This window comes from Cohnella phaseoli (genome assembly GCF_003386235.1).
Taxonomy (GTDB): domain Bacteria; phylum Bacillota; class Bacilli; order Paenibacillales; family Paenibacillaceae; genus Cohnella; species Cohnella phaseoli.
Map to the genome: position 1 here is coordinate 210,214 of NZ_QRDZ01000003.1, position 24,024 is coordinate 234,237.

At 56.1% G+C, this 24,024-nt stretch carries 20 protein-coding genes and 1 pseudogene; 15 read left to right on the forward strand and 6 right to left on the reverse strand.

Features of this window, described 5'->3' with window-relative positions; genetic code table 11:
* Positions 1-434: 434 nt before the first annotated feature.
* Both DFP98_RS40100 and DFP98_RS38920 read left to right on the forward strand, forming a co-directional pair.
* Positions 435-1,706 (forward strand): annotated as a pseudogene (locus DFP98_RS40100) (family 8 glycosyl hydrolase); the annotation flags it as partial.
* The gene (locus DFP98_RS38920) at positions 1,680-4,985 is read left to right on the forward strand and encodes a discoidin domain-containing protein (protein ID WP_342772469.1); all 3,306 of its coding nucleotides are present in this window, start codon (positions 1,680-1,682) and stop codon (positions 4,983-4,985) included. The pseudogene DFP98_RS40100 and the gene DFP98_RS38920, both read left to right, overlap by 27 nt.
* Before the next feature lie 173 nt (positions 4,986-5,158).
* Here the strand turns inward: DFP98_RS38920 and DFP98_RS05180 are convergent, their stop codons facing one another.
* Both DFP98_RS05180 and DFP98_RS05185 read right to left on the reverse strand, forming a co-directional pair.
* A complete protein-coding gene (locus DFP98_RS05180) occupies positions 5,159-5,584 on the reverse strand; it encodes a VOC family protein (RefSeq protein ID WP_116059490.1) in 426 nt (141 codons plus the stop codon).
* 88 nt (positions 5,585-5,672) lie between these two features.
* Entirely contained in the window at positions 5,673-6,854 is a 1,182-nt protein-coding gene (locus tag DFP98_RS05185) for an acyl-CoA dehydrogenase family protein (protein WP_116059491.1), read from the reverse strand.
* A gap of 204 nt (positions 6,855-7,058) precedes the next feature.
* On the opposite strand from DFP98_RS05185, the gene DFP98_RS05190 reads away from it, so the two are divergent.
* Positions 7,059-7,823 carry a YheC/YheD family protein gene (locus DFP98_RS05190; RefSeq protein WP_116059492.1) on the forward strand — a complete coding sequence of 255 codons (765 nt, stop codon included), beginning with the start codon at positions 7,059-7,061 and terminating at the stop codon, positions 7,821-7,823.
* Between the two features lie 275 nt (positions 7,824-8,098).
* Positions 8,099-8,518 (forward strand): thiol-disulfide oxidoreductase DCC family protein, encoded by a 420-nt coding sequence (locus DFP98_RS05195; protein WP_116059493.1) that lies wholly within the window; start codon positions 8,099-8,101, stop codon positions 8,516-8,518.
* Between the two features lie 57 nt (positions 8,519-8,575).
* On the opposite strand, the gene DFP98_RS05200 is transcribed toward DFP98_RS05195, so the two are convergent.
* The gene (locus DFP98_RS05200) at positions 8,576-8,992 is read right to left on the reverse strand and encodes a hypothetical protein (RefSeq protein WP_116059494.1); all 417 of its coding nucleotides are present in this window, start codon (positions 8,990-8,992) and stop codon (positions 8,576-8,578) included.
* A 224-nt stretch (positions 8,993-9,216) separates the two neighbouring features.
* On the opposite strand from DFP98_RS05200, the gene DFP98_RS05205 reads away from it, so the two are divergent.
* From DFP98_RS05205 to DFP98_RS05250, 10 genes are all read left to right on the forward strand, one after another.
* Complete coding sequence (locus DFP98_RS05205) at positions 9,217-9,843, forward strand: ribonuclease HII (RefSeq protein ID WP_246016422.1); 627 nt, start codon at positions 9,217-9,219, stop codon at positions 9,841-9,843.
* Between the two features lie 129 nt (positions 9,844-9,972).
* On the forward strand, positions 9,973-11,826 hold the full coding sequence (locus tag DFP98_RS05210; RefSeq protein WP_116059496.1) for a hypothetical protein: 1,854 nt from the start codon (positions 9,973-9,975) through the stop codon (positions 11,824-11,826).
* Positions 11,823-12,146, forward strand: a complete 324-nt coding sequence (locus DFP98_RS05215) for an EscU/YscU/HrcU family type III secretion system export apparatus switch protein (RefSeq protein ID WP_116059497.1) — start codon at positions 11,823-11,825, stop codon at positions 12,144-12,146. The genes DFP98_RS05210 and DFP98_RS05215 overlap by 4 nt, the downstream gene beginning before the upstream one ends.
* Positions 12,143-12,529: a YraN family protein gene (locus DFP98_RS05220; RefSeq protein ID WP_116059498.1), complete on the forward strand. Its 387-nt coding sequence runs from the start codon at positions 12,143-12,145 to the stop codon at positions 12,527-12,529. The genes DFP98_RS05215 and DFP98_RS05220 overlap by 4 nt, the downstream gene beginning before the upstream one ends.
* Before the next feature lie 156 nt (positions 12,530-12,685).
* Positions 12,686-13,717, forward strand: coding sequence for an FtsH protease activity modulator HflK (gene hflK, locus DFP98_RS05225; protein ID WP_116059499.1), 1,032 nt, complete (start codon positions 12,686-12,688; stop codon positions 13,715-13,717).
* Positions 13,714-14,580 carry a protease modulator HflC gene (gene hflC, locus DFP98_RS05230; RefSeq protein WP_116059500.1) on the forward strand — a complete coding sequence of 289 codons (867 nt, stop codon included), beginning with the start codon at positions 13,714-13,716 and terminating at the stop codon, positions 14,578-14,580. The genes hflK and hflC overlap by 4 nt, the downstream gene beginning before the upstream one ends.
* A gap of 103 nt (positions 14,581-14,683) precedes the next feature.
* Positions 14,684-15,424, forward strand: a complete 741-nt coding sequence (locus DFP98_RS05235) for a GTP pyrophosphokinase (RefSeq protein WP_116059501.1) — start codon at positions 14,684-14,686, stop codon at positions 15,422-15,424.
* 436 nt (positions 15,425-15,860) lie between these two features.
* The gene (locus DFP98_RS05240) at positions 15,861-16,061 is read left to right on the forward strand and encodes a hypothetical protein (protein ID WP_116059502.1); all 201 of its coding nucleotides are present in this window, start codon (positions 15,861-15,863) and stop codon (positions 16,059-16,061) included.
* Entirely contained in the window at positions 16,051-17,310 is a 1,260-nt protein-coding gene (locus DFP98_RS05245; protein ID WP_116059503.1) for a DNA polymerase IV, read from the forward strand. Before DFP98_RS05240 ends, DFP98_RS05245 begins: the two co-directional genes overlap by 11 nt.
* Positions 17,307-17,804, forward strand: coding sequence for a YhjD family protein (locus tag DFP98_RS05250; protein ID WP_116059504.1), 498 nt, complete (start codon positions 17,307-17,309; stop codon positions 17,802-17,804). Before DFP98_RS05245 ends, DFP98_RS05250 begins: the two co-directional genes overlap by 4 nt.
* Here the strand turns inward: DFP98_RS05250 and DFP98_RS05255 are convergent.
* The 3 genes from DFP98_RS05255 to DFP98_RS05265 all read right to left on the reverse strand — a co-directional run bounded on the left by DFP98_RS05255 (position 17,764) and on the right by DFP98_RS05265 (position 22,262).
* Complete coding sequence (locus DFP98_RS05255) at positions 17,764-19,326, reverse strand: YifB family Mg chelatase-like AAA ATPase (RefSeq protein ID WP_116059505.1); 1,563 nt, start codon at positions 19,324-19,326, stop codon at positions 17,764-17,766. The genes DFP98_RS05250 and DFP98_RS05255 overlap by 41 nt on opposite strands.
* A 144-nt stretch (positions 19,327-19,470) precedes the next feature.
* Complete coding sequence (locus tag DFP98_RS05260) at positions 19,471-21,138, reverse strand: ABC transporter substrate-binding protein (protein ID WP_246016423.1); 1,668 nt, start codon at positions 21,136-21,138, stop codon at positions 19,471-19,473.
* 122 nt (positions 21,139-21,260) lie between these two features.
* Positions 21,261-22,262 (reverse strand): ABC transporter substrate-binding protein, encoded by a 1,002-nt coding sequence (locus DFP98_RS05265; protein ID WP_116059507.1) that lies wholly within the window; start codon positions 22,260-22,262, stop codon positions 21,261-21,263.
* A gap of 595 nt (positions 22,263-22,857) precedes the next feature.
* Between DFP98_RS05265 and sucC the strand changes: the two genes are divergently transcribed.
* Positions 22,858-24,018 carry an ADP-forming succinate--CoA ligase subunit beta gene (gene sucC, locus DFP98_RS05270; RefSeq protein ID WP_116059508.1) on the forward strand — a complete coding sequence of 387 codons (1,161 nt, stop codon included), beginning with the start codon at positions 22,858-22,860 and terminating at the stop codon, positions 24,016-24,018.
* Positions 24,019-24,024: the final 6 nt, after the last annotated feature.

Below are 24,024 nucleotides of genomic sequence, written 5' to 3' on the forward strand. Positions count from 1 at the left end.
TAGTCAGCTATGTGTAAATCAGTTGGTCAGCCGTAGAAAAAAATGTGTTGCATTCCATACAATGCTTCCAATATAATGAAGAAAGTTAAAGTGCTTTAACTTTTGAAGAGTAATCGTCGATTTATTTCTGTTGTATACAAGAATCTTCATATTTTTTTAGGCATAAAGTTAAAGCGATTAAACTATGTGATGATTTTAAGAGACTCGTCTGTCCAACCTTTTATCCACAGCGTGCAACGGATTGAGGGCGGCGATCAGCGGAGTTGCCCTGCAGAAGAAATTTGGTCGTCCCAGGATGGCACAGGCAGAGGCAGCTCATTTTTTATAGGTTAAAGCGCTTTAATTATAGATGGAGCGGTTTAACGATTATTCCGAAAGGAGGCCGCGATTACGTTTCGTTATGTTCAAATCTAATTAATCGGGAGGAGATTTGGATGAATTCTAAAAGGAAGTACTCGTCTATCGTATCGTCATTGCTGGTATTCGCCATGTTCGTGTCCGTATTGGGCTTGACTCCGCTCGCACCTGCCAATACGGCCTATGCGGCGGCCCCGTCGCGGCCCTTCCCGCAGGCGGTGAACTATCCGGGCATTACAAAACCGAACAATGTGACGCAGGCGGCGATGAATGCCTCGGTCGCATCGTATTATAACAGTTGGAAATCCAGTTACTTGAAGAACAATCTGAGCTCTCTGCCGGGCGGCTATTATGTCAAAGGCGGGGTAACGGGACCTACGGAAGGCTACAATGCGCTGGGATCGTCGGAGGGGCAAGGTTACGGCATGATTATTACCGTGCTTATGGCCGGACACGATCCGAATGCTCAGACGATTTATGACGGTTTGTTCAAGACGGCCAGAGCGTACCACAGCAAGAGAAATGCCAATCTGATGGGCTGGATCGTCGCGGATGCCGCCGGCGCTCAGGGTCACTATTCTTCGGCAACGGACGGAGATATGGACATTGCTTACTCGCTGATTTTGGCCGATCGGCAGTGGGGTTCAAGCGGCACGATCAATTATTTGGCCGAAGCGCAAAATATGATTACGAACGGAATCAAAGCCAGCAATGTCACGACAGGCAACCGATTGAATCTGGGCGATTGGGATTCGAAAACCGCGCTCAATACTCGGCCTTCGGACTGGATGCTGGGTCATATGCGAGCGTTCTACGCCGTGACGGGCGATCAGACTTGGCTGAACGTCATCAACAACTTGTACACGGTCTATAGCGACTTCAGCAGCAGCTATTCTTCTACTACCGGCCTAATATCGGATTTCGTCGTCGGGAACCCGCCGCAGCCGGCTCCGTCCGACTACTTGGGCGAATTTCTGGAAACGAACGAATACAACTACAACGCCTGTCGGATGCCTTTGCGCATCGTGATGGATTATGCCGTGTCCGGAGACGCGCGCGGGAAGGCGATTGTCGACAAAATTGCTACGTGGATCAAAGGAAAAACAAGCAGCAACCCGAACAATGTGAAGGACGGCTACAAGCTTAACGGCACGGTGACCGGCTCGGCCAGTTATCCGGCAGCCGTATTCGCAGCTCCGTTCATTGCTGCGGGAACTGCCAGCAGCAGCAACCAGGCGTGGGTGAATACCGGTTGGAGTTGGATGATCAATCAGACGGACGGCTACTACAGCGATTCCTACAATCTGATGACGATGCTGTTCATGTCCGGCAACTGGTGGAATCCGATTGCGGCAAGCGCGCCGGATACCCAGGCGCCGACGCAGCCGACCGGGCTGACGGCGATAGCCGTATCCGGTACGCAGATTAATCTGAGCTGGACGGCGTCGACAGACAATGTCGGAGTGACCGGCTACAAAATTTTACGTAATGGGACGCAGGTGGGAACGGCAACAGGCACGACTTTCAGCGATACCGGGCTTGTTCCGCAGACTAGCTACAGCTACGCGGTATCCGCTTATGATGCCGCCAACAATCAATCGACGGCCAGCGCTGCCGCCAGTGCGACCACGCTGCAAGGCTCATCTTATGTGAACCTTGCGCTCGGAAAAACGGCTACCGCCAGCTCGATCGAAGGCTCGGGGTTTGAAGCGGCCAAAGCGGTGGACGGCAACGGTACGACTCGTTGGGCGAGCGTGGAAGGGTCAGATACGCAATGGTTCGCGGTCGACCTAGGCGCTGTGCACAGCATCGGCAAGGTAAAGCTCTTATGGGAAGCTGCGTACGGCAAGAGCTATAAGATTCAAACTTCGACGAACGGAAGCTCTTGGTCGGATGCTTATAGCACGACATCCGGCGATGGCGGAACGGACGAAATTACGTTTGCGGCAAGAGACGCGCGTCACGTCAGAATTTCCGCCACGAAGAGAGGCACGTCCTACGGCTATTCCCTGTTCGAATTCGAGGTATGGCCTTCAGGAAACGCGCCGGCCGATACGACCGCTCCGACAGTGCCCGGCAATCTCGCCGTAACAGGTACTTCATCTTCTACCGTATCGCTGTCCTGGAGCGCTTCGAGCGACAACGTCGGTGTAACGGGATACGAGGTATACCGCGGCTCTACGCTGGCCGCAAGCGTGGTCGGAACGAGCGCGACGGTTAGCGGATTAACTGCCGGCATGTCGTATTCGTTCACTGTGAAAGCCAAGGATGCGGCAGGCAACGTCTCGGCGGCCAGCAGCTCGATAAGCGCAACAACGCTTCCGAACAGCCCGGTCGGCACCGCTCCGAAGCTGATCAATATGACGTTTAACGGCGATCCCCGGACGAGTGTTGCCTTCGCCTGGTATACGAATCTGATGACGGGGTCGGTCGTTCGGGTGGCGGAAGCTGCGGCAGTGGTCGGCAACGTTTTTCCGGCGCAGGGAACGTTGACCTATCAGGGCACGGCGGAAACGATTCAAACCTATGTCACAAAATCCGATCGCAGCTCCAACAACAAAAAGAGCTTTGTCAGTCATAAGGTCATTGCGGATCAATTGGCGCCTGGAACCGCCTATAAGTTCCAAGTAGGCAACGGCGCCGCGGACGGATGGGGGCCGATCGGTTCCTTCACGACGGATCACGCCGTGAATCAACCGTTTCATTTTATCGCCGGTTCCGACTCCCAGGCTTCCAGCGAGTCCAGCTTTATGCCCTGGGCGGACACTTTCACTAAAGCGATCAATACGATCGGGTCTCCCAAGTTTCTGATTAATGCCGGAGATTTGGTCGACAACGGCGATCTGGAGGAGCAGTGGCAGTGGATGCTGGGCGTGGCGCAAAACTCGTTGCTGCAAGTACCGATCGTACCTGTGCTCGGCGGGCATGAAGTTCCGGATTATCAGGGAGATACGACAACGGCGAACAATAATTTTTACAACCATTTCAATTTGCCGCGGCAGACGATCGCGAATACGCATGACGGTTCCGTCTATTCGTTCGAATACGGCGATGCGCTGTTCCTCGTTTTTAACTCGCAATTCGAAGGGAAATTGAGCAGCAACGGCAGCGCCACTAATGTCGATCCGCAATTTTGGGATCAGGTGCAGTGGATGAAAAACACCGTGGCCAGAAGCGACAAGAAGTGGAAGCTCGTGACGTTCCACAAAGGTCCTTATTCGGCAGGGGACAATTCAGGGCAATATGAAGACAGTCGGGTAAAATTTTACAAGAAATATTTAGTTACCGCCTTCGACGAGATGGGCATCGATATGGTGTTCGAAGCGCATGACCATATGTATATGAGGTCGTACCAGATGTATAACGATCAGGTCGTCCCGACATCTTCAATCACGTACGATGCTAGCGGCAATGCGGTCAATCCGAAAGGGACCATCTATCTGATGTCCAACTCTCTCGGCAACAAGTTTTATGAGAAATATCCGGGTTATAACGATTATTTCGCCGCGATCAACACGCAGCCGCGGAAAAAGATGTTTACCGATGTATCGGTAGCTCAGGATACGCTCTCCTTCGTCGCTTATACAGCGGCAGAGGGAGCCTCGGTTGCCGCCTACGATCAATACGGCATCAAGCGGACGGACGGCAAGCCGCAGCCGGTAGCGGGCGCAACAGCTGCAGTAAGCGGCAATCAGTTGACGCTTACCTGGAGCTTGCCGTCAACCGGGGAGCCGGTTCGGGGATTTCGGATTTACGAGCAGACCAACAAGTTGGACGGCGCGACAGGAAAGGCTTATTGGAGCGCGTATATTCCGGTTGAACAAAATCGGGTTTCCTACTCTTATACGATCAGCAACGTCAACTCCGCCGAAGATTACAATCTGGTCATCAAAGCGGTTGGCGTACGCAACAACTCCGATCCGGTCGTTTTATCGTCGCAGAACGGAAATGCCGATACGCAGGCCCCAACGCAGCCGGCCGGGCTGACGGCGACGGCGGTATCCGGCTCGCAGATCGATCTGAGCTGGACGGCGTCGACGGACGATGTCGGGGTGACCGGCTACATGGTTTATCGCAACGGAGTTCAGGTAGGTATGGCAGCGGGTACGACGTTCAGCGATACGGGGCTGACTCCGCTGACCGGGTACAGCTATACGGTGTCGGCCTATGATGCCGCGGGCAACGAATCGGCGGTCAGCGACATAGTCGGCGCGACCACGCTGCAAGGCTCGCCGAACACGGACCTGGCGCTAGGAAAGTCGATTACGTCCAGCTCGATCGAGGGTTCGGGGTTTGAGGCGGCCAAAGCGGTGGACGGTGACGGAACGACCCGCTGGGCGAGCTTGGAAGGCTCCGATCCGGAATGGATCGCGGTCGATCTGGGAGCCGTACACAGCATCGGCAAGGTGAAGCTTGTATGGGAAGCAGCTTATGCGAAGAGCTACAAGGTGCAACTGTCGACGGACGGAAGCACCTGGACGGACGCCTATAGCACTTCATCCGGAGACGGGGGAGTAGATGAATTTACGTTTGCCGCGATGGATGCGCAATACGTAAGAATCTATGGTATCCAGAGAGGCACGCCTTACGGTTATTCGCTGTATGATTTTGAAGTTCGCGCGGCCTAACTCGACTAGGTCGGTCTAGATCGTCAAACGGCGGTTTGCCAAAAACCAAAAGGATCGTCAGGGAATAGGTTCCCCGGCGATCCTTTTGGTTTGGGCGAAATCATCTATGGTTGGCTGAACTGTCTGCGGATGTTGCGCTGCTGCTTCCAAGGAAGGCGAAGAAGTCGCTTAGTTTAAGCTTGTTCGCTCACCAAGGAGAACTGCCAAGAGATGCCGTACTTATCGGTCAAGCTGCCGTACACCTTGCTCCAAGGCACTTCTTGAAGCTCCATCATGACGGATCCGCCTACTTTCAGCTTGTGGAAGGCGTCTCTGATCGCATTTTCGTCGTCGAGGACGAGAGCCAGCGAGAAGTGGTTGGTTCCCTGTTGATAAGGCATTCCAGGAAAAGTGTCGGAGAACATCAACATGCTGCCGCCGATGTTCAAAAACGTGTGCATGACCCGATCTTGCGCTTCCGGAGGAAGCGGATAGTTGGGATCGGCAGGCATCGAGCCGAACGTCTGAATGACGGGCTCCTCAAGGCCGAACACCTCGGCATAGAAAAGCGCGACCTCCCGAGTATTTCCGTCGAAATTCAAGTAGGCATTTAACGGCACACAGCTCACTCCTTATCGAAATGGGGTTCGAAAGGAATCATATCATAATTGTTGTCCTATAGCAAACGTACGTTCTTGTTTGGGGCGATTAAGCGCTTGGGGGCGTCGTTGCGACAGCTTCCCCGAGAGCGGAGTCGGTCAGCAATTGCAGCACAACGTTGTCCATCGGCGGATTGTGCAGGCCGGCGCGTACGTCGCGATAATAGCGCTCTAGCGGCGAACGGCGGGACAGACTGCCGCCTCCGACGATTCGCATCGCCAAGTCCACAATTCGGATAGCGCTGTTGACGGAGGCATACTTGGCCAAGCCAAGCTCCGGTCTTAACGAGGGCCGCCGACTCCGCTCGCGATCCCAACGCTCCGCCGCTTCGTACAGCAGCGCGCGGGCCGTTCTTAGCTCGACTTCCATCTCGCCGATTGTGTGCCGGACGGTAGGAAGGGAGGAGATGGGCTCGCTTAACGTATTCGGTCGGTACGTGCGGGCAAATTCCAGGGCATAGTCTCTAGCCGCGCGAGCGATGCCGATATAGCAGGCGGGAATATGCAGCAGCCAGCCCCCTCCGTCGTCTTCGGCTTTGCCGGCAATTCTGCGATCCTCTCCGACGAATACTTCATCCAGCACGACATCGTGGCTCCCGGTCGCCCGCATTCCGAGCGTATCCCAGGTTTCGACGATGCTTACCCGCTCCGTCCGTTCTACGAGAAATTCGCCCGGACAATTTTCATCAGGCACGTAGGCGGTCACGACAAAACGATCGAGAATCGGAGACAGCGTGCTGAACGTTTTGCGTCCCGTAATGCGCCAGCCGCCATCGGTCCTAACGGCGATTGTCTCGGGACGGCCGCCTCTGCTCGGACTGCCCGATGCCGCTTCGCTCGCAAAAGTGTTGATCATCTTTCCGTCCGAGACGATGGAACGGCACAACTCGGCGAAGAGAGGTTCTTGCCACTTGCCGCTTGAACGAAAGTGAAGCACTTGGCCGATATGCCAGCCAACGGCGAGAGCGGTTGAGCCGTCGCCGTATGCCAGCCGTTCCTGCAGCTGAACAAGGTTGTACAGCGACAATTCGTCGCCTCCGTAACGCTTCGGAACCGTGATTTTCAAATAGCCTGCTTCTCGCAGCTCCGCGAAGTTTTCGAAGGGAAACGAGCCCTCCCGATCATGTCGCTCCGCTCGTGTCGCGAACCGGGACGCCAATTGTTCCGCCCAAGCTGCGAGGGCCTGCTCCTCGTCGTTTCGAATATAGGGATCTTGCCATGATGATGTCATCGCCTGGTCGCTCTCCTTTATGCCGCAGTATCGCTTTTCTTAATTATACCTGTCGGGGAGCCGAACGGTCATCCCGGAGGAGCCATTCAGGCAAATATTCTCCTTCCGATTCGTATTGAAAAGTACGCTTGCGCTGTGACGGGCAGCCGGCAGGTTTACATATTCTATTTTGTCAGGAGTAAGCGAAAAAAGGAGGGGAGGCAAGTGAAGTACGCCAGCAAGTCGATCGCAAGCAAGTGGAGAAAAACCGGATGGATGCTCGGCGATTCGAGTTTGCGGCCTTTCGTTCCGGAGACCCGGTTATTCGGAAGAGCAAGTTTGGAGGCGATGTTAAGCCGTTACGCAGTCGTATATTTCAAACCCTCAAGAGGAACCGGGGGGAAAAAGATCTCGCGCATTGAACGGATCAAGGCGGGAAGCTATCGCTTAAAGGGGACGGGCGGGAATCGAAGCGGGTTGTCGGCGGACGAGCTGTACGCACGGTTGAAGTCGCTCGCGGGCGGCAAGCAGTACTTGCTGCAGCGAGGCATTGATCTGGCGCATACCGGCGGGAAGCCGTTCGATCTTCGCGTCATGGTTCAGAAGGACGGAAGCCAATGGGTTACGACGGCGCTGTTCGCCAAAATCGGGAAAAAAGGGAGGGTCGTTACGAATTATCATAGCGGAGGGAAAGTGGCCGGCTTTAAGAAAACGATGAAGGGGGCCGGTTACTCGGAATCTTCGGCCGGCGAAGCACAGCGAAAGCTGGGGCAGATCGGCGAAGCGACGGGCCAATGCTTCGATCGCCATCGGGACGGTTTTCGCGAGATCGGCCTCGACGTGGCGGTCGACAAGGCGGGTCGTTACTGGGTCCTCGAAGCGAATACGCGGCCGCAGTATTATCCTTTAAAAAGCGTGGACAGATCGGCATACCGACGCATAACCGACTATGCCAAAAAGTACGGACGGGTTAAAGGTAGAAGGAAATAGAAAATAGAAAATAGGAAATGGGAATAGGAAGCTTCGGGATAGAAGGAAACTGAGGGCGATTTTCGGGAGAGCAGAGAAGCTTGGGGTGGCTTTCGGGAGAGCGGAGACGCTTGGGTGGAGGAAATTGTGTTGGGATCACGGAGAGCATGAGAAGCTTGTGATGCACAGACGCCGTACGCCGCGGCTAGATTGATCTACGGCCTGCTTGGCCTGCCTTGGTCTGTGCGGGAGCGGAAAATAGAGGTACAATGAAAGCAAGAAAGGGGACGGTGGTCATGAAGCGCACAAGCAATCAATCCAAGCCGATCGTATTGCTAATAGACGGACACTGCAACATGTGCCACGGTCTTGCCAAATTTGTCGTGGGCCGGGACAAGCGTGCGGTTTTTCGCTTTGCTTCGCTGCAGTCGGAATTGGGACGACGCTTGCTGAAGGAGGGCGGCATGCCGGAGGACGCGCTGGAAACGTTTGTCATGGTCGATAACGGAAAGTATTATACGAAATCAACGGCGGCGCTGCGAATCGGCAGGAAGCTGGGCTGGCCGTGGTCTGTCGCTTATCCGGCGATCGTCGTGCCGCGTTTCGTGCGCGACCGGGTATATCGCTTTGTCGCGCGCCGGCGCTATCGCTGGTTTGGCCGCAGCGAGAGCTGCCTTCTGCCGACCCCGGATATGCGTTCGCGGTTTCTGGAGTAGCTGCGTCTCGAAAAAAGGGGATATGTGCCGGGCTTGTCCGGTACATATCCCCTTTGATTATATTTTTCTCAGCTCGGCAATATCCGCCTCATGGGAGATGGAACGAACGGATAGGCGCTCCAAAATTTTCTGTTGCTCCTTCTGAATGCCAAGCAGGGTTTCTTGACCCGATTTGAGCTGGCCGGAGTCCTTCTTGAGGACGAAGACGTCGTTTTTGACGAAGGAAACGTCGTCTTTGAGAACAGACACGTCAGCTTTGAGAACGGCTACGTCTTCCTTAACTTGATGAACTTCCTCTGTCAGCTCCTCCAGCTTCGGATTGGTTGCTCCGACAATGTGGATCAACTGTCGAATGTGCTCTCCCTGGCTGTTAAGCTGAAGTTGAAAGTCATTCATTTGAAGATGAACGACGTTCATTTTAACTTGAAATTCGTCCATCTTGCTTAACAGAAGATCCAGCTTCGCCTCGCTCACGAGCCCTGCCCCCTTTTCGGCAAATAAAAGAGATTCAATATGAAATGAGTTGTGAATACGAACGTATGTGCTGTGTTTAAAGTATACCGGAAATGAAGGGAATCTGCAAGGCGGATTGGGTTGGGAGAGAGACGAACGACAGGGAAGCGGGGGCAAAAAAAGGCTTGGCATATAGGCGGCGATAACGGACAATGGGAAGGAAGAGGTTTGGGGAGGAACATGCAATGGAACAATTCAACCGATTGTCCTACGAGAGCGAGCTGTGGTCGCGGGGATTGACGGCGGTAGCCGGCGTGGACGAGGTCGGACGGGGCTGTCTGTTCGGAGATGTGGTGGCGGCCGCGGTCGTGCTGCCTGTCGGGCTCGTACTGGAGGAAGTCAACGATTCGAAGCAAATTAGCGAGAAAAAACGGGACAGGCTTTACGAGTTGATTATAGAGGAAGCATTGGCGTGGTCGGTGGCGAGAGTCGAGCCGTCCGTCATCGATAAAATCAATATACGACAGGCGTCGAGGCTCGCGATGAAGCAGGCGGTATTGGGGCTCGGCATTGCGCCCGAGCATCTGCTCGTCGATGCGGAGAGCATCGATCTCGACATTGCCCAGACGGCCATTATTAAAGGAGACAGCTTAAGCCAGTCGATCGCGGCGGCATCCATCGTTGCTAAGGTCACGAGGGATCGGCTGTGCGCGGAAGTGTGGGATGCGCTGTATCCCGGCTACGGTATCGCGGTACATAAAGGCTACGGGACGAAAACGCATCGTCAGGCATTGCTGGATTTAGGGCCGACGCCGCTGCATCGACGGAGCTTTCTGAAGGGACTAAGCGTCGAGCAGCAAGTGCTGTTCTAAGCAAGGAACGCGATTCACGAAAGGCTTTCCGGGTGCCGATACATAAAGTACGAGTATAGAGGATTATCAAAAGCGGACTTTTTGAACCCCTTTTTTTAAGGGGGAGGGTGTTTGCGGGGAGGGAAAGACATGAGCATGAACATCGGTCCGATGCTGCGGGCGTTAATGGGCGATGCCGTGCCGACGGACAGCCGTTCGCTGGAGCTGAGAATCGGTCAAATCGTCAGAGGCGTGCTTCTGGAAATGTTGGACAACGAGGAGGCTCTCCTAAATATTAACGGCGTGCAGGTGAGAGCGAAGCTGGACGCCGAAATGCCGCTCGGCAGGGGCACGCTGCTGCAGGTTCAGCCCGGCGGGGCCGGCGGCCTTGTAACGTTGAAGCCGCTGAACGACGCCACGGACGCGCTGCCGGAAGAAGGTTTGAAGGACGTGCTGAAATCGTTCGGCTTGTCGGATCAGAAGTGGGCGATGGAGCTGGTGCGCGGGCTGAAGCGGGACGGGTATCCGATCGGGAAGGATACGGCGGCGAACTTTAATTCGGCGATGGCCATGAAGCCGTCCGGGGTCGACGCGGAATCGTGGGCGAGCGCGGCGGACGTTGCGTTCCGCCGGGGATTGAAACCGACAGAGACGACGCTGGCGTCGCTTAGGCAAGCGCTGTCCGGACCGCCGATTCACGAGGAGCTGGCGAGCTTTCGCGCGGCGCTGGACGGCTGGATAAACAGCGGAGGGGGCAAGGCGGCCTCCCCGGAAGCGGCGGCGTTAGGACAGCGGCTAGCCGCTTTACTGACGCAGGGAGCATCTATTCTGGCGGAGGGAGAGGCGCTGCTGACGGGCGAGCCGCAAGCGGGCAAAGGCGAAGCGGCCGCCAAGGCGGAAGCAGGCGCAGCGCCGCGCGACGCCGCCGCGGCAGCGCGTGCTGGAGGCGAGCCGGGCAGAGCCGCGGCCGACGCAACCCCTGCCCGCAGCGACGGAGCCGCAGCCGCGGGAAGAGCAGCCGCCCCGCCGCTAGCCGGCGGGGGCGGCGCGCAGGCTGCGCCTGCGCAGATGCAGCCGGAAGCTTCGCGCCCGGCTGCAGATCCTGCGGCCGCCGCCCGGCTCCCGGCGGCCGAAGAGCGGGCAGCGGCGGCGGGAAGCCGCCCCGCTGCCCAAGACGGCGCGGACGGCCGCCGCGCCGATGGCCGTGCCGATGCCGCTGCTGCGGGACAGCAGCAGGCGTCGGGGGCGGCAAAGCCGGAAGCGGCGTGGATCGGCCGCTTCCTGCAATGGCTCGGCGTCGGGCATGAGCGTCAGCTCCTGCACGCCGCCGATGCGAGATTGCCCGGCGGCCTTCCGGACGCCGGGCCTAACCCGGCCGCGACAGGGACGCCTGCGGGGGCTGACGCCCCCGGGCAGGAGGCGCGGCCGGCCGCAGAGACGCTCAAGGGCGCGCTGCTTGCCCTTGCGGCGCGAGACGACGTGCCGCCGGCGCTGCGCGAGGCGGCGCAGACGCTGGCAAGCCAGGTGACCGGCCAGCAGCTGCTGCTCTCCTCCGATCGGGGCATGGCGGCGCCCTTCAGCCATATGACGCTGTTCGTTCCCATGCGCGGATCGGACGGCGACACGACTGCAACCGTCCATGTGCAGACGAGGCGGGGACGCCGCGGTGAGTGGGATACCGACAACTGCCATCTGCTGTTCGACCTGCGCATGCGTTACCTTGGGGATACTGTCGTTGACGTACAGGTCGTCGATCGGATCGTGTCCTTGAAGCTGCTGAGCGATTTTCCCGGCATGGCGGATCTGATCGAGGGCGCGAGAGAGGAGCTGGCGGAGGGAATGTCAACTGCCGGCTTCCAGTTGCTGTCGCTGACTTCGTCTCCGCTGCCGCAGTGGAAGCTCGGCTCGATCGCCGCTTCCCAAACGGTCGATTCCGCGCATAAAGCGGTAGCCGCCGGAGCTTACGCCGCCAAACCGTATAAGGGAGTCGACTATAGAGCATGAACGAGGCGGGTCCGGACAACAAAAAGTACATTCCGAAAAAAGCCGTCGCGCTGAAATACGAGCCCGAGAAAAGCTCGGCCCCGGTCGTGATCGCCAAAGGCCAAGGCGTAATCGCGGAAGAGATCATGCGGCGGGCGCAGGAGCACGGCGTTCCGCTGCAGGAGGACTCTTCTCTGGTGGAGGTGCTTTCCAAGCTCGATTTGAATCAGGAAATTCCGCCGGAGCTGTACAGGCTGGTCGCCGAGGTGCTTAGCTTCGTGTACCGCTCCGATCGTCGCGCCGGCCTGAAAGCCAAGGGCGGCGGGGAGGGCGGATCATGAAGAAGAACGGCGGCGAGGCGAAGGACGGCAGGGCGGCCGTCGGCCGCGCCGGCGAGGAGGCGGCTGCGGCCTATCTCGCCGAGGCCGGGCTGATCGTGGAGCGGCGCAATTGGCGCTGTCGTTCCGGCGAGCTGGATTTGATCGCCCGGGACGGAGATCTTGTCGTCTTCGTGGAGGTTCGTTCGCGGACAGGCGCTTCCCGTTTCGGTACGGCGATTGAGGCGGTAACGCCGCGCAAATGCCACCAGGTGCGCGGCTTGGCGGAGATTTATTTGAGAACGCAAGCGGACGCCGCGGATACCGTGCGCTTCGACGTCGTGGCCGTGACTTTCCGCAGCGACGGCTCCGTGTCGGAAATCCGCCACATTCCGAACGCCTTTTGACGTCTCCGCCGCAGCAAAAACAGCCGCCCTTCGGGGCGTTTTTTTGTTCGTGGCTTACCCCCGAACCCCGATTGGAAAATGAGTTGAAACGTAACAGCCGCCTAACACGTAACAAATAAAGACACTTTGAAAACCGACGAGGAGGAACAAAGCCGCATGGAACTGGTAAAAATACCGAAACGGCAAGAAAATCCGCTCAACCTGCCGCCGGGAATGCTGAAGAAGATCATTATCGGGGTCGTTGCGTTAGTCGCAGTGGTGATCGGATCTTCCTGCTTCTACACGGTACAGGAGCAGGAGCGAGCCGCCATACTGACTTTTGGCAAATATACGGGGGAATCGACGGCGGGGCTCCATTTCAAATGGCCTTATCCGATCCAGCAGGTCATCGTTGTGCCCGCCGAGCTGACGCAGCGCATTCATATCGGCTATCGCGTAAACGGCGACGTTTCGACGCCGGTAGAAGAAGAGGCGATGATGATTACCGGGGACGAGAACATCGTATCCGCGGACGCCGTCGTCCAGTGGAAAATCAGCAACATCCGCGATTATTTGTACAATATCAGCGATCCGGAGCAATTTTTGCGCAATGCGGCAAGCTCCTCCATTCGTTCCGTCATCGGCTCGGAGAAGCTCGATTACGCGATTACGGACGGAAAAACGGAAATTCAGGACAAGGTTCGGGAGAAGCTTCTGGAGCTGCAGAACAAATATCACACCGGCATCCAGATCATCGACATCAAGTTCCAGGATATCGAGCCTCCGAGCGGCCAAGTAGAGGAAGCGTTCCGTGCGGTTACGAACGCCCGCGAGGAGAAGAATACGAAGATCAACAACGCGGCGAAATACGAGAACGACAAAATTCCGAAAGCGCGCGGCGAAGCCCAGGCGCAGTTGGAGAACGCGGAAGCGGTGAAGAAGTCGCGGATTTTGAACGCTCAAGGGGACGTCGCCCAATTCAACGCGATTTACGCGGAGTACGCGAAAAACAAAGGCATTACCGAAAGCCGTCTGCTCATGGAGACGCTGGAGAAAATTTTGCCGAAAGCGAAGATCATCATTTCGGACTCTTCGTCCGGCGATACGGTCAAATATTTACCGCTTAACGAGCTGATTCGAAACCCCGGTTCCGCTTCGGGCGCTTCCGGCTCGGCGGGCGCACAGCAGCAAGGGGGAACGTCGCCATGAACAAAAAGCTCATGATTTGGGCGGGGTCGATCATTCTTGCCCTCATTCTCTTGGGAGGCTCTCTCTTCGTCGTCAAAGAAGGGGAGTACAAAGTCGTGCTGAAGTTCGGCGAGGCTGTTCGGGTGGAAAGCAGTCCGGGCCTCTATTTCAAAATTCCTTTTATCGAGAGCGTCTCTCCGCTTCCGAAATATCAGATGACTTACGAGAGCAACCCGACCTCGATTTTGACGAAGGACAAGAAGCCGATTATCGTCGACAACTACACCGTATGGAGAATCAGCAATCCGCAAAATTTCCTGAAAACGGTCCAGACGGTCGGCGGGGGCATTCAGCGAATTGACGAAGCGGTGTACAATTCCGTCCGGCGCAAGCTTTCCGAGGTCAACTATGATAATATAATTAGCGAGAATACGGCGCGAGGCAACATTAACGACGATATTACGAAAGACGTAGCCGACGCGATCATCCGCGACAATTACGGCATCGAGATCGTCGACGTGCGCATCAAGCGGACGGATTTGCCGGAGAGCAACAAGGAGAGCGTCTACAACCGGATGATTTCCGACCGTCAGGCGATCGCCGCGCGCTACTTGTCCGAAGGCGACGAGGAATCGCGGAAAATCACGTCGAAGGCCGACCGTACCGCTACCGAGCTGTTGGCCCAAGCGGAGGCGGACGCCAAGAAGATCGTCGCGCAGGGCGAGCAGGAAGCGGCGCAAATCTACAACCAGGCCTACGGCAAAGATCCCGAGTTTTACAGCTTTTATCGGACTTTGCAGAGCTACGTGACGACGCTGAACAACGAGCCGGTCATTTTGCTGCCGATCGATTCGCCGTACACTCGCATATTATTGGGCAAGTAAGGAACTGCAGCGAAGTTAGCGACCTTAATTTTGAGGCAGTCTCCAAAATCATTGCTTGACCTGGAGCAGAAGGTGAGCCATTCTGAATAATTTACCGCTACCGATGGAGCAATTCAAACGTTTCAAGGACGAAATCACTCGCTTTATGATGATGTACAAGTTTGCGCTCGACTCCCTTGAGACGAAGATCGAGATTTTGAAGGAAGAGTTTCATTTTCTGCACGACTACAATCCGATCGAGCATACGAAATCGCGGTTGAAATCTCCGGAGAGCATTCTGAACAAAATGTATCGCAAAGGTTGCGACATCTCCTTTCCGGGCATTCGCAACAGCATCAAGGACATCGCCGGATTGAGAATTACGTGTTCGTTCGTCTCCGACATCTATCGGATCGCCGAGATGCTGCAAATTCAAAGCGATCTGACAATCGTCGAAACGAAGGACTACATTCGCAATCCGAAGCCTAACGGCTACCAGAGCCTGCACCTGATCGTGGAGGTGCCGGTATATATGTCCGACCGCCAGGAGCAGGTATGCGTCGAAGTGCAGATTCGCACGATCGCGATGGATTTCTGGGCGAGCTTGGAGCATAAAATTTTTTACAAGTACAACGAGTCCGTTCCTCCAAGCTTGCTCAGCGAGCTGAAGGAGGCTGCCGATTCGGCCGCTGCGCTCGACAAGCAAATGGAACGGCTGCACAACGAAGTGCTCGAGATTAAGGAGAACCGGATGGAAAACGCCGCGCCGCCGGAAGGCACCAAGCGAATCATTATCCGCGACCAGGAGTATCCGATTCCTGCGGCGTTTCTTCAACTGATCGACGGCGTGCAAGGAAAAGAATAGCATAGCATAGGCGTCGCAAAAGAACGGGAGCAGCTGCTCTTGCTTGAGGAGAACGGGGACATTTTGTACGTTTTTTCATACAAGGCAGGTTCTCGCAGCGCCGAACTTTTGAATTTTGTACGATGTGTCATACAAATCGGCCGAGGGTGACCGACAAAGGTTGATTTTTATACGATTTATCGCACAACTTGCCCTAAACGGCGGCTTGAAACCGGATTTTATAACCGGAGCGAGATTCTCCCCCCGTTTTTTAACTCGAGTGGCGAAGCGCGCCCCGACGATCCCGCACTGCGCGGGATCGTCGGGTTTTTTTGCGTTCCGACGACCGTAAGGAGCTTTGCGGCATGTTTGCAGACGAGCAGGAATAAATTGAGTATTGATCGGGAACAATTGTTCGTATTATGATAAGAACAAACGTTCTGTGGAGGCGAGAGAGATGTCCATAGCCAAGTATATTGGTCGGACGATTGTGATCGTGTATATGGACAAAAAGGAGCGGATCAGCAAGCGGACGATCCGGGTAATCCGCATCGATGCGGGGACGGTGTTTGCGTTCGATACGTCCTGCAACGGGCCGAGAAGATTCGCGGTCGAGCGGATTTTGGCGGCGCAGCCGGTGATTGTGCATGCCTCCTGAACGCACGATCTTCCTGGTGGACGGCCAATCGTTCTACGCTTCGATCGAGAAGGCCGCTCACCCCGAATACCGCAATAAACCGGTAGTGGTCGGAGACCCGGAGCGCCGGGCGGGCATTATTTTAGCCGCATGTCCGTTGGCCAAGGAGCGAGGGGTCATCGCTGCCGAGAGAATTTTTCAGGCGCGGGCGAAATGTCCCGACCTGGTCGTCATTCGGCCGCGTATGCAGCGATATATTACGATTTCTTTGCTGATGACGGAAATTTTCGAGTCTTTCTCCGATCAAGTCGAGCCTTACAGCATCGACGAACAGTTCGTCGATGTGACGGGATCGATCGGCAGCTACGGCTCGGCGGAGGAAATCGCCCAATTCATTCAGCATCACGTTCGCCTCTCGACGGGCGTCTGGTCAAGGATCGGAATCGGTCCGAGCAAAATCCTCGCCAAGATGGCGACCGATAATTTTGCAAAGCGCCTTCCGGAGGGCATATTCCGGCTGGATTATTCCAATATCGAGGAGAAGCTATGGCCGTTGCCCGTGCATCAAATGTTTATGGTGGCGTCGCGTATGGCCGTCCATTTCCAACGCATGGGTCTGCCGACAATCGGGGACGTCGCTCGGCTCGAACTGGCGGAGCTCAAGCGCCGGATGCGTTGGGAGATGGGCAAGCAGAGCGACATTCAGGCGGAATACTACTGGCAGACGGCGCGCGGCATCGATCCGAGTCCGGTCGAACGGACGATCCGCGGGGCGCTTAAGTCGGTCAGCCACGGCAAAGCGCTGAAGGCCGGTCAGTATCGCAAGCTGGAAGATCTGGAGGTTGTGCTGCTGGAGCTGATCATCGAAATATGCCGCAGAGCCCGTCGTCTCGGCTACCAAGGCCGCGTCGTGGCGGTCGGCGCTTCGGAGTCCGACGGGGAGCGCAAGTCGGGCTTCCATCGGCAGATGACATTGTCGGAGCCGACGTCCTTGACCCGGGAGGTTGCGGCCGCGGCGTACAAATTGTTCGCGAGCTACTGGCAGGGGATGTCGGTCACCCGCCTGCACGTCGTCTTGACGGAGCTGACCGACGACAGCGCATGCCAGTTGACGCTATTCGAGAACAGAGCAGTTGAGTACGATATCGAACGGGCCACGGACGGGATCAAGGATCGATACGGAAGCGACGCGATCATGAGGGCTTCCTCGCTGCTGGAAGTCGGCGTAGCGCGCGAGAGAGCCGCCCAGATCGGAGGGCATTACAAATGAGCAAGCTTCAAGGAAACGAAAGGTGGAAATCGAAAATGCTGCTAACCGAGCACCAGGAGCAGTACGAAAATCGCGGGCGCCAGCCGTTGAAGGGCCGCATCACCCCCGAAGAGCTGACGATGGTTCGCGACTCGATCATGTATCCGCATATGCTTACGATGTGCGATAAAAGCCTACAAGAGGTGCGGCGGACGCCGAATCTGCTCAAGCAGCCGCTGGGAGAATTCATCCAGATCGTCATGGACAAAATCAGCCGGGAAATGTTCTCTCTCCGCAGAGAACTGCGAGGGCGGAACATTAAAGTGTTCGACGATGAGACGCTCGACGGGATCATCTATCACCGCTACTCCTGCCGCGGGTATGAAGACAGGTTCTCCATCGTGCGCGAAGCGCTGCGCTCGGAGATTGGCATCCGGCTGGCGAAATACTGCGCGGACATTTTGCATCCGTCGTTTAAGGAAGCGCGGCGGCCCGATCCAGGCAGCGATAGCTGATCGCCTCGGCTACGTCCTCAGTGCGAATGTTCTCCCTGTCGGCCAGATCTGCGATCGTGCGGGAAATTCGCAGAATGCGGTCGTGCGCCCGGAAGCTTAAGCCCAGCCGGTCGTAAACCTGCTGAAGGAGCGTCTCGGCATCGGAAGAGAGCTTGGCGTACTTTCGCAGATGGCTTCCTTGAAGCTGGCTGTTCCATTGAAAGCCGTGCTTGGCATACCGGGCAAGCTGCCTTGCAGCGGCGTCGGCGACGATCTCCCGCGCTTGAGCGGAGGAGAGCCCGCCGCCGGAGGACAGTCCTTGCAGCGGCTGACGCGCGAGCTCGACCTGAAGATCCAAGCGATCGGCGAGCGGCCCCGATATGCGGGCGCGGTATCTGGAGACGGCGGCCGGAGAGCACGCGCAAGGCAGGCCGCTTGGTTCGCCGCCGCAGGGGCACGGATTCATCGAGGCCGCGAGCATAAAGCTTGCCGGAAAACGGCATACGGCTCTGGCCCGTCCGATCGTCACCTGACGGTCCTCAAGCGGCTGACGCAGCGTCTCCAGGCAGGAGCGGGAAAACTCCGGCAATTCGTCAAGAAACAGAACGCCGTGGTGAGCAAGCGTCACCTCTCCCGGCTTGGGGATCGTGCCGCCTCCCACGAGGCCCGCTCCCGAAATCGTATGATGCGGGGCGCGAAAAGGGCGGCTGCGAATTAATCCGGCTCGGGTTTCTCCGAGCTTGCCGCAGACGCTGAAAATTTTCGTTACGGCCAGCGCCTCCTCGTCGTTCAGAGGGGGAAGAATCGTTGGCAAGCGGCGGCACAGCATTGTTTTCCCGGTGCCTGGAGGGCCGATAAAGACAAGGTTATGCATACCGCTCGCCGCGACAAGCAGTGCGCGCTTGCCCTGCTCCTGGCCCACGACGTCGGCCAGGTCGAGCTCGCCGTTGTCGGAGCTGTCTTGAAACCGGATCAAGTCTCGCAGCCGCTTGCTTCCGAAGCCGCGGGGAGCCCCGGGCGGATCGTCCGGCTCGGCGCCGTCCTCGCCGTTGAGCCATTCCGACAGCGAAGAAATTCCTTGCACTTCGATGCCGGGCAGGAGGGAGGCCTCGGCCGCGGCGGAGCGGGGAACGACGATGCGGCGCAGGCCGCAGCGCCGAGCCAGTTCGGTCATCGGCAGCACGCCGGGCACGCTGCGGATCGTGCCGCTCAGCGACAATTCCCCGATTAACAGCGTATCGGCGAGCATCCCCGGTTCCAGCTGTCCGCTTGCGCACAGAATGCCCGCCGCGATAGCCAAGTCGAACGCGCTGCCCTCCTTGCGAAGATCCGCCGGAGCAAGGTTGATCGTCACCCGGTCGAGCGGGAATTTCATCCCTGCGTTCTGAATCGCGGCTCTCACACGGTCGATCGATTCCCGCACGGCCGAATCGGGCAGCCCGACGACGTTTACCATAGGCAGGCCCGAGCTGATGTTCACCTCGACCTCGATCAGGCGACCTTCGATCCCCAGCACGCTGGCGCTCATCATTTTCGCATACATAACAAAAAAACACCCTCCTCCGTCCAAGATCATTAGTGAACGGGAAAGGTGCTTCCTCTCCGAAATATTGCGGTTGAAATAAGTGTACACGCCGGCGAAGCCCCTGTCAACGGCAGCCCGAACCGGTTTTCCGCTGAGCCTCGCTTAAGAAATCCGATTGAGAACCAACGGAAGCATATCGAGCAGACGCTCTTGAAATTTGGCGTCGTTATAGTTCCAGGCGTCGGCTTCGAGTACGTAAACGCAGCCGCTGCGAACGGCCGGCAAGCTTCTCCATAACGAACTTTCCATCATCGCTAGCGCGGCGCGGCGCGATTGTTCGTTCTCGGATAGCAGCATAAAAACATGGTCTCCCGCGTATTCGGGCAGTCTGTCAGGGGGGATCTCCGCGAAGCCTACGCCAGCTTCGACGATGTCGCGAATTCCGTCTGCAGCCTGAAAGCCGCAAGGGTGATAGAGCGCGGAGGATAAGCCGGAAGCTCCCATGACGAATAAATGCTCTCCGTGCTCGTAGACGAATACAGAAGCCGTATGACCCTGTCGCACGACGGAGCGTAGGTTGTTCCACATAGCCGCCGCCTTGGGGTTAAAGGAGGAAAGCCACTGCTCCGCTTCCCGTTTGCGACCTAGCCATTGTCCTAACGTATGCAAACGGTGCTCCAACGGAGCAAACGTATTAAAGGTAACGGTAGGCGCGATTTTGGATAAGGCGTTATATTGATTCTCATCCGCGTTCGCGAAAATGATCAGGTCCGGTTTAAGGGCTTGGGCTTTGCCGGGATCGATCGGCATTCCCACTTCGAGGAAGCCGCGCTCGCGTTCTTCGAGAAAGCCGTTGTTTTTGAAGCTGTCGCTGGTTCCGATCGCCCGAATGCCCAAGGCGCTTAAGTCGCCCAGCGTTTCCCCGTGATAGATGATCCGCTGCGGGCTTGCGGGAATATCTACTTCGTGGCCTGTCCAATCCTTCACGCGGATTTTGCCGCGGGTCGATTGCGAATATTGTCGGGGCGTCATTCCGGTAGATTGACGAAATCGGCGATTGAAGTAATATTCGTCCGCGAATCCGACCCGGCGAGCGATTTCCCGCAGCGGCTCGGCAGTCCGACGAAGCCATTCCTTCGCATGCCCGATTCGAACATCGGTCAAGTAATCAAGCGGTTTTTTGCCGGTAAGCTTTTGAAATGCCGCGCTGTACTGCCATTGAACGAGCTGCGAGATTTCAGCAAGCTGTTTTACGGTAATCGGGTACATATAGTTGTTGCGCATATAGCTAATCGTTAATTCAATAGCCTGAAGCGGGTTGGGGGAATGCCCGGCGCGCACGTTGTGCTCGAACAAAACGGCGAGCAATTCATTAAACTGCGCTTGACGAGTCAAACCCTCGGCGCCTCCGTGCGATCGTCTGCCCTCATACAGAATGTCGGCCAAACGGGAGAGCCGAGTGAAGGGGAGGGCGGCGAGCTCGCTCCCCTCCGGCAGAATCTCTCCGTCGTATTTTGCGTATTCGCCGCCTTGGATTTGAACGGCGGCGAAGGTCAATCTATAACAGCGTATCGCGTCGCATTCATTGACGAGCCTGAACGGGACTCCGGGGTTCAGCCAGTAGCATTTATCGGCTATAATCTTTGTAAGCTCGCGGTTTTGAAACAATCTGCCCTGCCCGTTCGTTACGATCAGCAGCGTGTACAGATCGGTTTCGTACATATGGGGATACCATGCGGCGTTATGTTCAATTCGTTCGATATCGACGAAATGGAAGAGCAGGGAGCTTAAGGGAACGCTGACGGAGTCGGAGCTTAAACCATTCATCATGCTATCCTCCTGAAGTGATAACCATTCTCATCAACGTCGATTGTATAATAAAAAGAAGACGTATTTCAACGGTTTCGTCGAAAACGTCTTCTAAGTTTTGAAGTCATGTTATGTTCTGTTGCCTATTTGGCCATCAACTTCGGAAGCTGCTCGATTAGCCACTGCCTGCTAAGGGCATCGCTTCCCGATTGTTTGATATCTAGCCGATAGACATGGCCTGCTTTGACAGCGGGCAGGTCTTGCCAGATCCGGCTATTCAATAAATCTTCGGTAGATTGAATGGCGTCCTTCAACTCGGAAGCCGGGTTAAGAATGAATATCCGATCTCCGGCATATTCGGGCAGCATCTCGGTCGAGATTTGTTCGAATCCTCTATCCAATACTTTCTGAATGGGTTCCGTCGGTTTTAGTCCGTCCGGGGTATACAGCACTTGGGATAGCCCGGTTCGCGCCATCACGAACAGTCGCTCTCCCGGATAATAAGTAAAGACGGAGGCCGTCTCCCCCGGCTTCAAGCCCGCTGCCTGCAGTTCCTTCCACATCTGATCCTCTTGTTTGTTATACTCTGCCAGCCACTGCTCCGCTTGCGGCTTTTTCCCCAGGACGTCTCCAAGCAGCGGCAAGCGTTCTTCGAGGGGAGCGAACGTATCGAATACGATCGTCGGCGCGATTTTGCTAAGCTGTTCGTAGACTTTCTCATCCGTATCGGCGATGATAACGAGGTCGGGCGCGAGCGAGATGATTTTCTCCAGATTGATCGGGAAGCCTACGTCTTCAATGCCGGCCAGTTGATCTTCATACACGGTTTCGGAAGCCATGCTGGTCGAAGTTCCGATCGCTTTAACGCCCAACGCTAACAAGTCGCTGAACGTTTCTCCGACGAAAACGACGCGCTCGGGGGAGACTGGAATTTCAATCTCGTGGCCGATGTAATCCGTTATTTTACGCACCGAAGCGGCAGGATTGGAAGAGGGGGATGCCGAGATTGTAGCGGACGGACTGGCGGCAGGGGCGCTCCCGTTGGATGCGGCATTGTTGTTTCCACTGCTCCCGCAAGCCGCCAATAACGTTCCAAACAGCGCGATCGTGCCGAGAGTTAAGACGATTTTCATTTTCTTGCTCATGAATTTGATTCCTCCGTAGTTTCAATGTGATCATTAGATAATGATAATCATTATCGATTCGTGTCAGTGAAAGTATAGAAGATGGCGCAGCTCCGCTCAATGGACAAAAATAAATCGGACAATCGAATTTGTACAAACATAAGGGGGGAGGCGCGGGTCGCACGGTTGGGGCATGAGTTTTGCGGCATTGGACAAAATAAAGCGAAACTGCAAGCCGAGATCTACTTATCGCAATTAAGAGATGCATTTCCGGCAATTCCATCTCAAAATTCGATGAAATCATTGCCAAAGAAGACTGATAATTTGTTGAAAAGATAAGGAAGCATTCGGCAATTAGTGATACAATGATGAAGGTTTTGTTACATATTTGTTTAACATGCGCGTTCATAGGATTCGACGTCGAGTCTGCTTTCAAGTGAGGCTTCGTGATCAAAAGCGAACTTATTGAACAACCTCTTAAAGGAATGTGTAACGGCTGCTAGCGGTGAACTCATCGCTAACATGGGTCAAGCTGTGACGGCCCCGCCCGGCGATTCCGCGCCGAAGCGATCGGCCGCACCAGATATTAAGCGCACAACGGGAGGATGCCAGAACCATGAATATTCATGAGTATCAAGGCAAGGAAGTCTTGAGGCAGTATGGCGTTAACGTGCCGCGCGGCAAAGTGGCGTTTACCGTCGACGAAGCCGTTAGCGCAGCGAAAGAACTCGGAAGCTCGGTAACGGTTGTTAAAGCCCAAATCCATGCGGGCGGACGCGGCAAAGCCGGCGGCGTCAAAATCGCCAAAAGCCTGGACGACGTCGCGAGCTACGCCAAGGAGCTGCTCGGCAAAGTGCTGGTCACGCACCAAACGGGACCGGAAGGCAAGGAAATCAAGCGTCTTCTGATCGAAGAAGGCTGCGATATCAAGAAGGAATACTATCTCGGGGTCGTCGTCGACCGCGGGACCGGACGCGTTGTTATGATGGGTTCGGAAGAGGGCGGCATGGACATCGAGGAAGTCGCCGAGCATTCCCCTGAGAAGATCATTAAAGTCGTCGTCGATCCGGCTGTCGGACTGCAAACGTTCCAAGCCCGTCAATTGGCGCTCGACATCAATATTCCGGTAGAGCTGGTCAACAAAGCGGTCAAGTTCATGTTGGCTCTATACAAAGCGTTCGAGGAAAAAGATTGCTCCATCGCCGAGATCAATCCGCTCGTCGTAACCGGCGGAGGCGACGTGATGGCGCTTGACGCCAAGCTGAACTTCGACTCCAACGCCCTGTTCCGCCATAAGGATATTGTCGAACTGCGCGACCTGGACGAGGAAGACGAGAAGGAAATTCAAGCTTCCAAGTTCGACCTGAGCTATATCGCGCTCGACGGCAACATCGGCTGTATGGTTAATGGCGCAGGTCTGGCTATGGCCACGATGGACATTATCAAATATTACGGCGGCTCTCCGGCCAACTTCCTTGACGTTGGCGGCGGCGCGACGAAAGAAAAAGTAACCGAAGCGTTCAAAATCATCCTGTCCGACGCGAATGTCAAAGGGATTTTCGTCAATATTTTCGGCGGTATCATGAAGTGCGACGTCATCGCAGAAGGCGTTGTCGCCGCAGCTCGCGAGCTTGGTCTCGACAAACCGCTCGTCGTTCGCCTCGAAGGCACGAACGTGAATCTGGGCAAAGAAATTTTGAACGGTTCCGGTCTGAATATCGTGGCCGCGGATTCGATGGCCGACGGCGCGCAAAAAATCGTTTCGCTTGTGAAGTGACAAGGG